The sequence below is a fragment of the Kitasatospora sp. NPDC030952 genome (assembly GCF_055571335.1).
Genome location: NZ_JBVIFM010000018.1, coordinates 14,788 through 29,690 on the forward strand (window position 1 = coordinate 14,788; position 14,903 = coordinate 29,690).

10 protein-coding genes are annotated in these 14,903 nt (G+C 73.0%); 5 read left to right on the plus strand and 5 right to left on the minus strand.

Translation table 11 applies throughout. The features are described 5' to 3' along the window. The first annotated feature begins 25 nt into the window (after nucleotides 1-25). Nucleotides 26-1,207 (plus strand): LuxE/PaaK family acyltransferase, encoded by a 1,182-nt coding sequence (locus ACZ47G_RS27475; protein WP_465747313.1) that lies wholly within the window; start codon nucleotides 26-28, stop codon nucleotides 1,205-1,207. Continuing rightward, nucleotides 1,204-3,753 (plus strand): acyl-CoA reductase, encoded by a 2,550-nt coding sequence (locus tag ACZ47G_RS27480; RefSeq protein ID WP_465747068.1) that lies wholly within the window; start codon nucleotides 1,204-1,206, stop codon nucleotides 3,751-3,753. Before ACZ47G_RS27475 ends, ACZ47G_RS27480 begins: the two co-directional genes overlap by 4 nt. Nucleotides 3,754-4,044: 291 nt before the next feature. Here the strand turns inward: ACZ47G_RS27480 and ACZ47G_RS27485 are convergent, their stop codons facing one another. The 3 genes from ACZ47G_RS27485 to ACZ47G_RS27495 form a co-directional block, all read right to left on the minus strand. Next, entirely contained in the window at nucleotides 4,045-5,178 is a 1,134-nt protein-coding gene (locus ACZ47G_RS27485) for an SPFH domain-containing protein (RefSeq protein WP_465747070.1), read from the minus strand. A 12-nt stretch (nucleotides 5,179-5,190) separates the two neighbouring features. Beyond that, entirely contained in the window at nucleotides 5,191-5,421 is a 231-nt protein-coding gene (locus ACZ47G_RS27490) for a hypothetical protein (RefSeq protein ID WP_465747072.1), read from the minus strand. 276 nt (nucleotides 5,422-5,697) lie between these two features. Continuing rightward, nucleotides 5,698-7,038: a GH1 family beta-glucosidase gene (locus tag ACZ47G_RS27495; RefSeq protein ID WP_465747074.1), complete on the minus strand. Its 1,341-nt coding sequence runs from the start codon at nucleotides 7,036-7,038 to the stop codon at nucleotides 5,698-5,700. 437 nt (nucleotides 7,039-7,475) lie between these two features. On the opposite strand from ACZ47G_RS27495, the gene ACZ47G_RS27500 reads away from it, so the two are divergent. Then, nucleotides 7,476-8,579 carry a serine hydrolase domain-containing protein gene (locus tag ACZ47G_RS27500; protein WP_465747315.1) on the plus strand — a complete coding sequence of 368 codons (1,104 nt, stop codon included), beginning with the start codon at nucleotides 7,476-7,478 and terminating at the stop codon, nucleotides 8,577-8,579. 158 nt (nucleotides 8,580-8,737) lie between these two features. After that, nucleotides 8,738-9,913 (plus strand): serine hydrolase domain-containing protein, encoded by a 1,176-nt coding sequence (locus ACZ47G_RS27505; RefSeq protein ID WP_465747076.1) that lies wholly within the window; start codon nucleotides 8,738-8,740, stop codon nucleotides 9,911-9,913. Between the two features lie 235 nt (nucleotides 9,914-10,148). Here ACZ47G_RS27505 and ACZ47G_RS27510 read toward each other — a convergent pair whose 3' ends face one another. Together ACZ47G_RS27510 and ACZ47G_RS27515 are read right to left on the minus strand one after the other, a co-directional pair. After that, nucleotides 10,149-10,856 (minus strand): response regulator transcription factor, encoded by a 708-nt coding sequence (locus ACZ47G_RS27510; protein WP_465747078.1) that lies wholly within the window; start codon nucleotides 10,854-10,856, stop codon nucleotides 10,149-10,151. After that, on the minus strand, nucleotides 10,853-12,103 hold the full coding sequence (locus ACZ47G_RS27515; RefSeq protein ID WP_465747080.1) for a sensor histidine kinase: 1,251 nt from the start codon (nucleotides 12,101-12,103) through the stop codon (nucleotides 10,853-10,855). Before ACZ47G_RS27515 ends, ACZ47G_RS27510 begins: the two co-directional genes overlap by 4 nt. A gap of 360 nt (nucleotides 12,104-12,463) precedes the next feature. Here ACZ47G_RS27515 and ACZ47G_RS27520 point away from each other — a divergent pair, with 360 nt between their 5' ends. Further along, complete coding sequence (locus ACZ47G_RS27520) at nucleotides 12,464-14,785, plus strand: MMPL family transporter (RefSeq protein WP_465747082.1); 2,322 nt, start codon at nucleotides 12,464-12,466, stop codon at nucleotides 14,783-14,785. Nucleotides 14,786-14,903 lie beyond the last annotated feature (118 nt).

The window sequence follows — 14,903 nt, forward strand, 5'->3', positions numbered from 1 at the left end:
CGCCCGTCCCGAGAACGCCCGCCTCGTGAATGCCCGTCCCGAGAACGCCCACCTCGCGCCCGTCGAGGTTCCCGACCCGGCCACGCTCCCGCACGTCCAGCAGCTCTGCGACCTGGCCTCCCCGTACACGGCCGGGCCGGAGGCCGACGCCCTGTTCGCCGCCGCGATGGCCGAGTCCCACGCGTGGCACGCGCAACGCTCGCCGTTCCTCCGATCGCTGCTGGACGGACCGGTGGAGACCCCGGCGCCGACCGTCGGCGAGGGGGTCCGCACGCCCCTGGTGCACGCCAACTTCTTCAAACGGCACGAGGTGCTCTCCATCCCCCGGGAGGAGGTGTTCCTCCACCTCACCTCCTCCGGCACCACCGGCCAGAAGTCGCAGATGTTCTTCGACACCTGGACGATCCGCTCCGCCCAGCGCATGGTGGCCCGCATCTTCGACCACTACGGCTGGATCACGCCCGATCAGCCCGTCAACTACCTGCTGTACAGCTACGAGCCCGCTCCGCAGCTGAAGCTCGGCACCTCGTTCACCGACAACTACCTCTGCGACTTCGCCCCGGCGAACCACACCACGCACGCGCTGCGGCACACCGGCAGCGGCCACGAGTTCGACGTCCACGGCTGCATCGAGGCGCTGCGCCGCTACGCCGAGGACGGCCTGCCGGTACGGATCCTGGGCTTCCCCGCGTTCCTGCACTTCACCCTGGAGCGCATGCGCGCACTCGGCCTCCCGCCGCTCCGACTGCCGGCCGGCTCCCTGGTGCTGCTCGGCGGCGGCTGGAAGGGGCACGCCGACCGGCAGATCGGCAAGGAGCAGTTCTACGCCGGGGTCACGGAGCAGCTGGGCGTCCCCTCGGAACGCATCCGCGACACCTTCGGCTCGGTCGAGCACTGCGTGCCGTACATCGAGTGCGAGCACCACCGCCTGCACGTCCCGGTCTGGTCGCGGGCGGCCGTGCGCGACACCCGCACGCTGGAGCCACTGCCGTACGGCGAACGCGGCTTCCTCCACCTCGTCTCCCCGTACATCACCTCGGTGCCGGCGCAGAGCGTCGTCATGGGCGACCTCGCCTCGCTGCACCCCGCGCAGGAATGCCCCTGCCCGCTGCCCACTCCGTGGTTCACCGTCCACGGCCGCGCCGGGGTCAGCCGGAACCGCAACTGCGCGGCGGCCGCCGCCGAACTCCTGAAGGGAATGTCATGAACCCCCAGAACCTCGAACTCGCAACGGCCGGACCCCACTTCTGGCAGGGCTCGTTCATCGACGACGACGAGGCCGCCCGGCGGCTGGCCGAGCTTCCCGACCTCGCCGCACGAACCCTGGCCGAACCCCTGCCCACCGAACTGGTGCTGAGCGCCTGCGAACGCCTCGCCGACGCCCTCGGCACGTCGGGCAGCCCGGTCCGCACCCGGCTCCTCGCCGAACTCACCGGTGGCGGCGTCGAGCCGGACGAAGCGGCGGCGACGCTCGCCGAGATCACCGGTGCGATCGCCCGCCCGGCCCTGGAACGCAAGCTCCGTCGCGAACTCGGCGGACCGCGCCCCGAGCGGCTCACCCGGCCCGACGCCCGGGAGACCACCTTCGAAGCGTGGGCCCCGGTCGGGCTCCTGGTCCACATCGCCCCCGGCAACGCCGCCGCCGTGGCCCCGCTGAGCGTGATCGAGGGCCTGCTCACCGGCAACCTCAACGTGTTGAAGACCAGCAGCGCCGACACGCCGCTCGCCCAGCACCTGCTGGCCGAGCTGGCGGCCGCCGACCCGACCGGGGCCCTGGCCCGCCGGATCGTCGCGCTCCGCTTCCCCTCCGCACGCACCGGGTGGCTGCGGCTGATGTGCGAGGCCGCCGACGCGGTGGCGGTCTGGGGCGGCGAGGACGCCGTGCGCGCGGTCTCCGAACTGATCCCGGCCGGCTGCCGCCTGGTCGAGTGGGGGCACCGGGTCTCCTTCGCCTACCTGACCCGTGACGCCTGGTCGGACCGGTCCACACTGGACGCGCTCGCCGCCGACGTCTGCCGCTTCGAACAGCAGGCCTGCTCCAGCCCCCAGGTGGTCTACCTCGACACCGAGGACGACGACGAGGTCTTCGCCTTCGCGGAGCGCTTCGCGGCCCACCTCGCCGACGCCTCCGCCCAGCTGCCCCGGCCGGAACTCGAACCAGCCGAGCACGCCGAGATCACCACCACCGAACTGGTCGCCCGGTTGGAGGAACATCTCGGCCTCACCTGGGTCCTGGCCGCCGAGGACGGGTCCTGGCGCGTCCTCGCCGACACCCGCCCCGCCCTGGCCGCCTCGCCGCTCCACCGCAGCGTCTGGGTCAAGCCGCTGCCCCGCACCTCGGTCATGACCGTGCTGCGCCCGATGCGCCGGTACCTGCAGACCGCCGCGATCGCCGGCAGCCGCGCCGATGTCGCCCGGCTGTCGCAGGCGGTGGTCGCCGCCGGCGTGCTGCGGGTCACCCCGGTCGGCGGGATGCTCGACGGCTACCACGGCGAGCCCCACGACGGCGTCTACGCGCTCCAGCGCTACAGCCGCCGCGTCAGCGTCCGGACCGACGGGGCCTTCGCCGCCACCGCCTGCCTGGACGACCTGGCGGCCCCGGCCTTCGTCCCCGCCCCGCCGAGCGGCCCGCTGCTGGACAAGGCCGGAGTGCAGGAGCAGCTGCGCACCCTCGCGCCCGAGCACGCCCACCTCCACTTCCGCAGCGGCGGCAGCACCGGCGCCCCGGCCCTGTCGGTGTTCACCAACGCCGACTACGACACCCAGATGCGGGCCGCCGCCGACGGCCTGCTCGCCGCCGGGTTCGCCCCGGCCCGGGACCGCGCCGCCAACCTGTTCTACTGCGGCGGCATGTACGGAAGCTTCATCAGCTTCTTCTCGATCCTGGAGCGTCTCAACGCCACCCAGCTCCCGATCGCCGCCGGCCCCGACCACGCCGCCACCGCCGAGGCGCTGGTGACGCACCGGGCGGACACCGTGTTCGGCATGCCGTCCTACCTCTGGCAGCTGTTCCACGCCCAGAGCACCGTGCTGCGCGCGTACGGCGGGATCCGCAAGGTGTTCTACGGCGGCGAGCACTTCACGGCCGAACAACGCCGGGTGCTCACCGAGGAGTTCGGCGTCGAGCTGATCCGCTCGGCGGCGTACGGCAGCACCGACCTGGGGCCGCTCGGCTACCAGTGCACCCACGCCGAGGGCTCGGTCCACCACGTCCTGACCGACCTGCACTCCCTGGAGATCCTGGCCCCGGAGGCCGACCGCCCGGTATCCGCCGGCCAGCCGGGCCGCCTGGTCTTCACCAGCCGCACCCGGGCCGGGCAGCGCCTGGAGCGGTACCAGATCGGCGACCTCGGCCGTGCCGTCGAGGGCGTCTGCCCCTGCGGCAGCCACACCCCTCGCATCGAACTCCTCGGCCGGTACGGGGACGTCGTCCGGGTCGGCACGTACTTCCTCAACGTCCGGCGCTTCGCCGCGGTGGCGCAGGAGGAGCTCGGCTACCAGGGCGAGCTGCAGCTGATCCTGGACACCGGTGAGAGCCGCGAGCAGGCCGTCGTCCGGCTCGACGGGCGGTACGCCCAGGACGGGACAGCCGCCCGCGCCACGTTCCTGACCGCCATCCCGGAGCTGGGCTCGGCCGTGGCCGAGGAACTGCTCGACTTCACGGTCGAGACCGTCGACTCCGCAGCCTTCGAACGGACGCCCACCAGCGGCAAGCTCCGGATGGTGATCGACCGACGGCGGACCACCATGTGACGCCACCCGCGCTCGGCCGGGACACCCTTCTCCCGGCCGAGCCCGGCCGATCTCCGTCGAACAGGCTGTCACGCTGTCCGGGCCGGGATCCCCAGCGCGGTGGCCCGCCCCCCGGGGCCGTTGACGCGGCTCGGGCCGCACTGCGGGGCGCCTCCGACGACCACATCAGCCAGAACTCGCCGGCTGTGTGGAGGAGTTGCACGCCCCTCCGACCGCGCCGCAGGACGCGACACGGTTCAGGTGGATGCATCGCGGATCGGTTGTTCCGCGCAGCCGGAAACCTCCGCCTACCTACTGGCCTGCCTCGAGCCCGGCCCGCTCGTCGTTCCGGTCGGCGCGGCCCTGCTGCCCGCCCAAGCCTTGACGGACCGAGTCCAGGATCGTCAGGCCCTGGCTGACCAGGCCCGCGGCGATCTCGCCCAAGCCGTCGGTGCCATTGAGCACGTTGACGTTGGCGCCCGCGAGCCCGCCCGCCGCCTCCTTGACGATCTGCGGCAGCTGATCGATCAGCATCCGGTCCAGCGCCACCCGGCCGTGCGAGGCCGCTGCCTCGGCCTGGATCTTCATCCGCTCCGCCTCCGCCAGCGCCACGACCCGGATCCGCTCGGCCTCCGCCTCAGCCGGCTTCACGATCTCGGCGACCAGTTGCTGCTGGCGCAGCTCCGCCGCGCGCTGGGCCAGCTCGGTCTGCGCCGCCAGCACCTCCCGCTGCGCGTGCGCCTGCGCCAGCGGGCCGGCCTGAGCGGCCTCGGCCTGGGCGCGGTCCACCTCGGCGCTGTACTGCGCCTTCACCACCGCCGTCTGCCGGGCGTACTCGGCCTGTTGCCGGGCGGACTGCTGCTCGGCCTCCGCCGCGGCCTGGGCGGCCTGCGCCTGGGCGATCTGGGCCTGCCGCTGGATGGCAGCCCGGTGCGGGGCCGACATCGCGGCGATGTAGCCGGTGTCCCCGTCATCGATCGACTGGATCTGCAGCGAGTCCACGATCAGCCCGATCTTCGCCATCTCGGCCTTCGAGGTGTCCAGGACCTCAGTGGCGAGCTTCTGCCGCTCCGTGACGATCTCCTCGACCGTCATCGAGCCGATGATCGCCCGCAGGTGCCCGGCGAAGATCCGGCCGGTCAGCACGGACATCTGCTCCTGGTCGGAGAGGAAGCGCTGGCCTGCGTTGACGATGCTCTCTCCGTCGTTGCCGACCTTGAAGGCGATCACCGCCCGTACCGTCAGCGCGATGCCCTGCTTGGTGACGCAGGTCTCGGCGACCTCCGCCTCACACATCGCGAGGGTCAGGAAGCGGACCTTGCGGAAGACCGGCAGGACGAACTTTCCGTGCCCGGTCACCACGCGGAACGGCGCGCCCGAAAGCCCCCGCCTCCCACCGGAGATCAGCATCGCCTGGTCGGGCGCGGGGACGCGATAGCCGAACATCCTGGTTTCTCCTCAGAGAGTCTCGTCGGTCGGGTCGGTCCACTCGATGACGTCGACCTGGCGACTGCCGCGTGATTCGATCACCAGGACGGCCGTCCCCTCCGGCAGGGGCTCCTCCGACCAGGCGAGGAACGTCTCCGACCCGCCCCTGATCTTCACCAGCACCTCACCGGGACCGGCGGCTCCCCGGGTGCCGATCACCAGCACCCCCGGACAACCGATCACGGCCTGGTCTGACACCACCGGCGACCTCACTCTTCTGTCGAATGTCGCGCAAACACCCTGGGAGCCACCGGCAACAGCAGCGCACAGGCACACGACCACGTCACCGTACCGGAGCAGCCCGCCTTCCGGGATGTCACGCGGCACTCGCGCCGTCGAAGGGACGTGCGGGGGCGTGTCGAACCGTGCTGGAGGAAGTAGCACCGCGCGCAGGACCAAAGCCCGCCGGCGCGAGGGCTGCTCCAGCGCTCCCCGCTCGGTCGGCCTGGCCGTCCTTCTTGACCGATCGACCTACAACTACCGGCCGCTTCGCGCTCGATGAGTGGCGATCAGGTCGCGGTACCAGGCGTACGAGGCCTTCGGCGTCCGTTCCTGTGTCGCGAAGTCGACGTGGACGAGGCCGAAGCGCTGGTGGTAGCCCTCGGCCCATTCGAAGTTGTCGAGGAGGGACCAGGTGTAGTAGCCGCGGATGTCGATGCCTTCGGCGATGGCGGCGGCGAGGGCGTCGAGGTGGCTGGCGAGGTAGTCGATGCGGGGCTGGTCGGGGGTGGTGGACTCGTCGACGGAGCAGCCGTTCTCGGTGATGGTGATGGGCGGGAGGGCCTTGCCGTAGAAGTCGCGGAGGCCGAGGAGGAGTTGGCGGAGGGCGTCGGGGACGACGGGCCAGCCGAAGGCGGTGTGGGGGGCTTCGGGGATGGCGACCAGTTCGAAGGGGAGCTCGGGGTCGGTGGGGGCGGCGACGCGGGTGGGGTTGTAGAAGTTGAGGCCGAGGCCGTCGAGGCCGGGGGTGTGGATGAGGTCGAGGTCGCCGGGGTGGACGGCTCCGTAGATGTCGTCGGGGACGCCGAGGGCGGAAAGGTCGGGGTAGCGGCCGAGGAGGACGGGGTCGGTGAACAGCCGGTTGTGGAGGGCGTCGTAGGCCTGGGCGGCGGCGAGATCGGGCTCCGTCGGAGAGGCCGGCTCGACGGGGGTGAGGTTGTTGGAGAGCATCACCTCCAGGCCGCGGTCGTGCAGGATCGACGCGGCCAGGCCGTGGCCGAGGAGCTGGTGGTGGGCGGCCGGGAGGGCCTCGAACATCAGGGTGCGGCCGGGGGCGTGGGTGCCGAGGGCATAGCCGAAGACGGTGTGGACGAAGGGCTCGTTGAGGGTGATCCAGCTGGGGATGCGGTCGCCGAGGCGGTCGGTGACGATCGCGGCGTAGTCGGCGAAGCGGTACGCGGTGTCGCGGTTGAGCCAGCCGCCGTGGTCCTCCAGCGCCTGTGGGAGGTCCCAGTGGAAGAGGGTGGGCAGCGGGGTGATGCCGGCCTCCAGTAGCGCGTCCACCAGCCGGTCGTAGAAGGCGAGTCCGGCCGGGTTGACGGCGCCCGCGCCCGTGGGCAGCACCCGGGGCCAGGAGACTGAGAAGCGGTAGCCGTCCAGCCCGAGGCCCTTCATCAGGGCGATGTCCTCGGGGTACCGGTGGTAGTGGTCGCAGGCGACCGCGCCCGTGTGCCCGTCGCGGACGGCGCCGGGCCGGGCGGCGAAGACGTCCCAGACGGACGGGCCGCGGCCGTCCTCGTCGACCGCCCCCTCGATCTGGTAGGCGGCGGTGGCGGCGCCCCAGCGGAAGCCGGGCGGTAGGTCGAAGCGGTCCGGCATGGCAGCCTCCTGACGGAACATGAGGGTGACTCATGTTACCGACGCGCCCCCGAAACACCAGAGGCAGGCACCACCGATGACACCCGCGCACCCACGTGACCCCCAGTGGGTTGTGCCGCAGGTCCGCCAGGTCTGCCAGGTCTGCCAGGTCCGGCATCGCCGTCTCGCGCCGCCGAGTCCGACCGGCGCCCGCGGGCGGCGAGTGGTCCTCTCCCCGCCCTGGGCCAGGAGCACGGTCCTGCCCGGGGGCGTCTCCCGGAGCCGACTCCCAGACTCGGTCTCGTCCTGGGTGCGGACGAACTCCCCCACCTCCGAATGGTCCTCTGGATCAAGGCCGGAAATCACCGGAACGGTCCATCCAGAGGGGTTCCTCCGTGTACGAGAACACACCGCACAGCCGCGTCCAGCGTTCCCGCCGGGGCGGCCGGCACCGGGCGGTGGCGGTCGTGACCGCCGTGGCCGCCGGTGTCCTGGCGGCCGGCGTGCTGGCACCGACCACGGCGTTCGCCGGCGGCAGGCCGGACGGCGTCCAGCAGAGCCTGAACGCCCTGGTGAAGGACGACGGTCTGCCCGCCGCGCTCGCCTCCGTGAAGGGCCGTGACGGCCGCACCCGCACCTACACCGCTGGCGTCGGCGACCTCGCCACCGGGGCCAAGCCCCCCGTCGACGGTCAGGTACGCGCCGCCAGCAACACCAAGACCTTCACCGCCGTCGTCGTCCTCCAACTCGTCGCCGAGGGAAAGGTCGGCCTCGACTCACCCGTAGAGACCTACCTGCCGGGGCTACTGCGCGGCGACGGCATCGACGGACACGACATCACCGTCCGGCAGCTGCTCCAGCACACCAGCGGCCTGCCCGAGTACGTGGACAAGGACTCCATCCTCACCAGCCCGAAGCGGTACTACGAACCGCGCGAGCTCCTCGACGCGGCTCTGGCCCAGAAGGCCCACTTCGCCCCGGGCACGCGCTGGGAGTACAGCAACACCAACTACCTGCTGGCCAGCCTGATCATCCAGAAGGTCACCGGGCGGCCGCTCGGCGAGGAGATCACCAAGCGCGTCATCGACCGCATCGGCCTGCGCCACACCTACTTCCCCACCCCGGGCGACACCACCATCCACGAGGCCCACCCCAAGGGCTACAACCGGGAAGCCGACGGCTCGCTCCGCGACTACACGGAGCTGGACCCGTCCTGGGGGTGGGCGGCCGGGGCGATCGTCTCCACCAACACCGACCTCAACTCGTTCTTCACCGCGCTCCTCGGCGGCCGACTCCTGCCCCCGGCACAGCTCGCCCAGATGCGCACCACCGTCCCCGCCGAACTCCTGGGCCCCGGTGTCCGCTACGGGCTGGGCCTGCAGAGCAGGCCGCTCTCCTGCGGCGGCCTGGCCTGGGGCCACGGCGGGACCATCCCGGGCTACAGGACCACCGGGGGCGTCACCGACGACGGCCGCGCCGCCAGCATCGCGGTGACGGCGATCCCGAGCGACGAGGCCGGTCAGCACATCGAGGCCATGGTGGACGCGGCCCTGTGTCGCTGACCCGCTGACCCCGCCCGGTCGGGCCTGAGCATCCGCGTTCCGCACCGGCACCACCAACGGGTTCCGCGCGCCCCGGCACGCCTCGGCACGCCCCGGCACGCCCCGGCGCGCGGAACCCGCACACCCCGGCAGTTCCCCTTCAGCAGAGGAGTTCCTCCGTGAACGAGCACGTACAGCACAGCCCGGCCCGCCGGAACCGCCGCGGTCGGCACCGGGCGGTGGCGGTCGTGACCGCCGTGGCCGCCGGTGTCCTGGCGGCCGGCGTGCTGGCACCGACCACGGCGTTCGCCGGCGGCAGGCCGGACGGCGTCCAGCAGAGCCTGAACGCCCTGGTGAAGGACGACGGTCTGCCCGCCGCACTGGCCTCCGTGAAGGGCCGTGACGGCCGCACCCGCACCTACACCGCTGGCGTCGGCGACCTCGCCACCGGGGCCAAGCCCCCCGTCGACGGTCAGATACGCGCCGGCAGCAACACCAAGACCTTCACCGCCGTCGTCGTCCTCCAGCTCGTCGCCGAGGGAAAGGTCGGCCTCGACGCACCCGTAGAGACCTACCTGCCGGGGCTGCTGCGCGGCGACGGCATCGACGGACACGACATCACCGTCCGGCAGCTGCTCCAGCACACCAGCGGCCTGCCCGAGTACATGGAGGCCCCAGCCCTCGCGGACTTCACCACCGTGCAGTTCCGCTACTTCGAGCCCCGCGACCTCCTCGACGGCGCCCTCGCCCAGAAAGCCCACTTCGCCCCGGGCGCGCGCTGGGAGTACAGCAACACCAACTACCTGGTCGCCGGGCTCCTCGTCCAGAAGGTCACCGGACGACCCGTCGGCGAGGAGATCACCAAGCGCGTCATCGACCGCATCGGCCTGCGCCACACCTACTTCCCCACCCCGGGCGACACCACCATCCACGAGGCCCACCCCAAGGGCTACTACCGGAGCTCACCGGACGCACCGCCGGTCGACTACACCGACATGGACTCCTCGATGGCCTGGGCGGCCGGGGCGATCGTCTCCACCAACACCGACCTCAACTCGTTCTTCACCGCGCTCCTCGGCGGCCGACTCCTGCCCCCGGCACAGCTCGCCCAGATGCGCACCACCGTCCCCGCCGAACTCCTGGGCCCCGGTGTCCGCTACGGGCTGGGCCTGCAGAGCAGGCCGCTCTCCTGCGGCGGCCTGGCCTGGGGCCACGGCGGCACCGCCCCCGGCTACCGGTCCCGCGGCGGCGTCACCGACGACGGCCGCGCCGCCAGCATCGCGGTCACCACCGTCCCGTCCGAGGACGGCGCGCAGCACATGGCGGCCGCCCTGGACGCGGCCCTCTGCCGCTGACCCACCCCCAGGTCCGGCTCCCGCGCGGGGCCGGACGCCGAACGGCCTCGCGGCTCCCCTGGACGGGGCCGCGGGGGCCGTTCGGCTCGGGGCGGCTCGGCCCAGCTCGGCCCAGCTCGGCGCAGAGCGGCGCAGAGCAGCGCAGATCGGCCCAGCTCGGCCCAGCTCGGCCCAGCTCGGCCCAGCTCGGCCCAGCTCGGCGCGACTCGCGGCAACCGGCCCCGCTCCGCCCGCTTCAGCCGTCCGCGTTCCCGGACCGGACCTCGACCAGGCCGGTCTCGTAGGCCGCGATCACCGCCTGGGCACGGTCCCGGACGCTCAGCTTGGCGAAGACGCCGGTGATGTGGTTCTTGACCGTGGAGACGCTGATGCCCATCGCCAAGGCGATCTCGGCGTTGTCGAGGCCGGTGGCCAGCAGGTGCCACACCTCGACCTCGCGGGGCGTCAGTTCGCCCGGGCCGGACACCGAGGACGGCACCGGCGGCGACGGACGCGGCAGGTCCCGCGCGGTGACATAGGTGGAGATCAGCCGAGTGAGCAGGCGCGGCGCCACCGCGGCCTCCCCCGTGTGCACCGTGCGCACGGCGGCCGAGAGCTCCTCGGGGGAGCAGTCCTTGGGCAGGAACCCGGACGCGCCGGCGCGCAGGGCGGCCACCACGTACTCGTCCATGTCGAAGGTGCTCAGCGCGAGGACCCGACACGCGGGCAGTTCCCGGGTGAGCCGTTCGGTCGCCTGGATCCCGTCGAGCACCGGCATCCGGATGTCCATCACCACGACGTCGGGCCGGTGCCGGTGCGCCAGGTCGACCGCTCGCTGCCCGTCACCGGCCTCGGCGACCACGTCGAAGGCCGGGTCGGGCGACAGGATCAGGGCCAGGCCCCGGCGCACCAGCGGCTGGTCGTCCGCGATCAGTACCCTGATCCGCTCCAGGGTCTCCGTCATCCGAGTTGTTCCTCACCGTCGACCGGCGCCACCGGCAGGCTGGCCGCCACCCGGAAGCCACCGCCGTCCGCACCGCCTGCCACCAGGCTGCCGCCGAGCAGCGCGACGCGTTCGCGCATTCCGATCAGACCGTACCCGGTGCGGCCCGCCCTCGGTCCGGCCGCACCACTCGCCCCCGCCACGGCGCCCACCAGCGCGTCGGCCGGCGTGGCGGTGCCGTTGTCGGACACCTCGACGGTGATCCGGTCCGGGTGGTACGTCAGCCGGACCCGCGCCCGGACCCCCTGGTCCCCGGTCCGGCCGCCCGCCCGGGCGCCGCCGGCGTGCTTGCGGGTGTTGGTGAGTGCCTCCTGGACGATCCGGTACACCGCCAGGCCGGTGCTCGGCGGCAGCCGGCGCTCCTCCCCCAGGACGTCGAACTCCGTGGGCAGACCGGCCTTGCGGGACTCCTCGACGAGCCGTCCGAGGTGTCCGGCGCCGGGCTGCGGTTCGGCCGGCCCCTCGTCCGGCTCGTCGCCGGCCCGGAGCACGTCGAGCAGTTGGCGCATCTCGCGCAGCGCCATACGCCCGGAGCCCTCCAGGGTGACCAGGGCGTCGCGCACCACCTCGGTGTCACCCCCGAGGTTGGCCCTGGCACCGCCGGCCATCAGCTGCATGGTGGTGATGTGGTGGGCGACGATGTCGTGCAGCTCCCGGGCGATGCGGCGCCGTTCCTGCGCGACCGCGCGGTCCTCCAGCAGCCTGCGCCTGACCTCCACCTCGTGCTGCCAGCGCTTCAGCGCCTCGGCGGCGGCGACGACCAGCGCCGCGGCGAGCACGTTGACCGCCAGTCCCACGAGCGGCGGGGGCAGCGGGAGCCCCCGGCCCAGCAGCGGTACGGCGGCCGCCGCGAGGGCGGCCGGTACCACCACCACGGGGCCGCGCGAGTGGGCGACCGCGAACAGCGCGACGCAGAGCGTGCAGTTGAAGTGCTGCGGCACCGGCCCGCTCAGGTTCAGGGCCAGGCCGAGGACCAGCACACCCGTCAGTGACGCCAGCGGGTAGCGACGCCGGGTGAGCAGCGGCACGGCCGCCAGGACGAGCAGCGCCAGCGCGCTCAGGGCGATCGGCCGGCCCTCGCCCGGGGCGCCGAGCGAGTAGCCGAGCAGGTCCAGGACGGCCGCTCCGACGGCCACCAGCGCGTCGCTGGCCGTCCAGGGCAGGCCGTCGGATCTCGGCGGCGGCAGGGGCCGGTCGTGCGTCGACATGCTGGGGGTGGTCCTTTCTGTGGCCGGTCGGCCCAGGCTTCCGCCCGTTCACCGCAGCCGTCGTACCCGGCGAGCCGCCCCTGCGGAGACCTTCGCTCCCAGGGGCGTGCGCGTCCTGGAAGGGGGCGTCCGCGCCCCGGAAGGGGGCGTCCTCGGTCCATTCTCGCAGCGGCTCCCCGGCCCCGGACCGGCACCCGGGACCGATCCCCGACCAGGCCCCTGGTCCTGGTCCGGGCCCGGTGGCGGGCCCAGGTCCTGACGGCGTTCTCCTCCCCGGCACGGACGAGAGGGCCCGGTACGCCGTGATGGTCTGGAGACGTGCCGGGATCCCCGGCGACAGCACCACAGCCGGAGGACATCGTGATCCGCGCCCTGACCGGATTCTCCACCAGGAATCCGTGGAAGGTGATCGCCGCCTGGGCGGTCCTGGGAATACTCCTGACCGTCCTGAGCCAGACCCTGATCTACCGGGTGACCCAGACGCAGACAGCCGACTTCCTGCCGAAGAGCTACGACTCGGCCGCCGCCATGAAGATCGCCGAGGACCGCTTCGGGACGAAGCCCGACGCCAACCCGGTGACCGTCCTGGTCGCGCGGGCCGACGGCGGGAACCTGACCGCCGCGGACCGGCAGCAGATCGACGCCGGGGCGAAGCGGCTGAGCCGGCTCAGGATCACCATGCCCACACCCAAGGACGCCGCACCGCTTCAGCGGGACTACTCGCAGGTCCCCCGGGTCGACCCGGCCATGACCGCGCCCGACGGGACCTTCGAGCTGCTCTCCGCCAACCTCACCGGAAACCCCGCCGACCCGGGCCTGGAGAACACCTTCCGGGCGTTCCGGGACAGCACCCGGGCGGAGTTCGCCGCCCAGGGACTGCGGACCGGCTTCACCGGCGCCCTCGCCGACCAGGTCGACTCCGCCGACGACGGCAAGACCCTCGCGACCGTCGCGTCCGCCTGCGCCGTCGGCCTGATCATCCTGCTCCACGTCCTCGTGTTCCGCAGCGTCCTGGCCGCGCTGCTGCCGCTGATCGCGGTGGCCCTCATCAGCGGCGTGGCCGGCGGTGCCGTCGTGGGCACCGCCCTGCTCACCGGCATCAAGCTCGACCCGTCCGTACCGAGCCTGATCGGCGTGGTGCTGCTGGGCATCGGCATCGACTACTTCCTGTTCCTGATGTTCCGCTTCCGCGAACAGCTGCGGGCCCACCCCGAACGCCACCACCGTGCCACCGCCGCCGAGGTCAGCCGCAAGGTCGGCACCGCGATCACCTCGGCCGCGCTCACCATCGTCGCCGCCTTCGCCACCCTCGGGGTCGCCAGTTTCGGACAGTTCCGGGTGCTCGGCCCGGCCGTCGCGGTCTCGGTCCTGGTCATGCTGCTCGCCAGCCTCACCCTGATGCCCGCCGTACTCGCGGCCTGCGGACGCGCGCTGTTCTGGCCCTCACGTGTCCTCAAGACCGTGCCCCGCGACGGCACCGCCGCCCGCTTCGCCGACCTTGTGGCCCGCCGGCCCGTGGTCATGGTCCTCGCGTCGCTCGCCCTCCTGGCCGCTCTGGCCGGCGGGCTCGCCGGGATCAGGATGGACTACGGCCTGGGCGGCGGACCGCGCACCGCCTCCCAGACCACCGCCGCCGAGATCTCCCGTGCCCTGCCCGCCGGCGTGGCGGACCCGACCAGCGTCTACGTCGAGACCAAGGGCGCCGCCCCGCTCTCCCCCGGCGCGCTGGACGGCCTCGCCCAGGGCCTCACCCGGGTCACCGGCGTCGGCCAGGTCGCCGAGCCGGTCCTGAGCGGGGACCGGCAGGCCGCCAGGATCGACCTGTTCCTCACCGTGGACTCGCAGTCCCAGCAGGCCCGTGACCTGGTCTCCGGACCGATCCGCGCCGCCGTCTCCCGGAGCACACCGGCCGGCCTGAGCGCGCACGTCGGCGGGACCCCCGCCGTCTTCGCCGACGTCTCCACCGCCGTCGACCGCGACCTGCGGCTGGTCTTCCCGGTGGCGGCCGCACTCATCGGGGTGATCCTCCTCCTGCTGCTGCGCAGCCTGCTCGCGCCGGTGGTCCTGATGCTCTCGGTCGGCCTCGGCTTCGCGGCCACCCTCGGCGCGGCAGCCCTGCTGTTCCAGCACGCGATGGGCAAGCCGGGCGTCAACTTCACCCTGCCCCTGGTCCTGTTCCTGTTCGTGGTCGCGCTCGGCACCGACTACAACATCCTGATCAGCGACCGGATCCGGGAGGAGATGGAACACCCCGGGCCGCCCCGGGCCGCCGTCGCCCGAGCCCTCCGGCACACCGCCCCGGCCGTCGCGACCGCGGGCCTCGTCCTGGCCGGCTCCTTCGCCAGCCTCGCCGTGACCCCGCAGCCCTCGACCCAGCAGATCGGCTTCGCGACCGCGCTCGGCATCCTGCTCTCCGCGTTCCTGCTGTCCATCGTCCTGGTGCCCGCCCTGGCCGCGCTCCTCGGCCGCAGCCTGTGGTGGCCCCTGCGCCCCGGACGCCCCACCGGCCGGCCCACCACCCAGCACCGGGCCGACGCACCGCAGGCACCGGCGTGGGAGCAGGCACCGGCATGGTCGCAGCGGGCCACGCAGCACCCGCAGGCGGACACCTTCCCCCACCCGTACGCACCGCACGACGCAACGGACGCGAACCCGTCCTCGACCCCCTGGGGACACCACTGACCCCAACCACCACGGCCCCCCGGCGGAACCACCGCCGGGGGGGCACCGCCCGGGACACCGCGCGGGAAGGCCGCCACCGTCCTTTAGGCCGGGCTCCACATCGCCGGCGTCTTCATCC

Bases quoted from the DNA above. Each gene is read 5' to 3' on its own strand.
- ACZ47G_RS27480 (WP_465747068.1), top strand. From the start codon at position 1,204: ATGAACCCCCAGAACCTCGAACTCGCAACGGCCGGACCCCACTTCTGG.
- ACZ47G_RS27515 (WP_465747080.1), bottom strand. From the start codon at position 12,103: ATGTCGACGCACGACCGGCCCCTGCCGCCGCCGAGATCCGACGGCCTG.
- ACZ47G_RS27510 (WP_465747078.1), bottom strand. From the start codon at position 10,856: ATGACGGAGACCCTGGAGCGGATCAGGGTACTGATCGCGGACGACCAG.
- ACZ47G_RS27495 (WP_465747074.1), bottom strand. From the start codon at position 7,038: ATGCCGGACCGCTTCGACCTACCGCCCGGCTTCCGCTGGGGCGCCGCC.
- ACZ47G_RS27485 (WP_465747070.1), bottom strand. From the start codon at position 5,178: ATGTTCGGCTATCGCGTCCCCGCGCCCGACCAGGCGATGCTGATCTCC.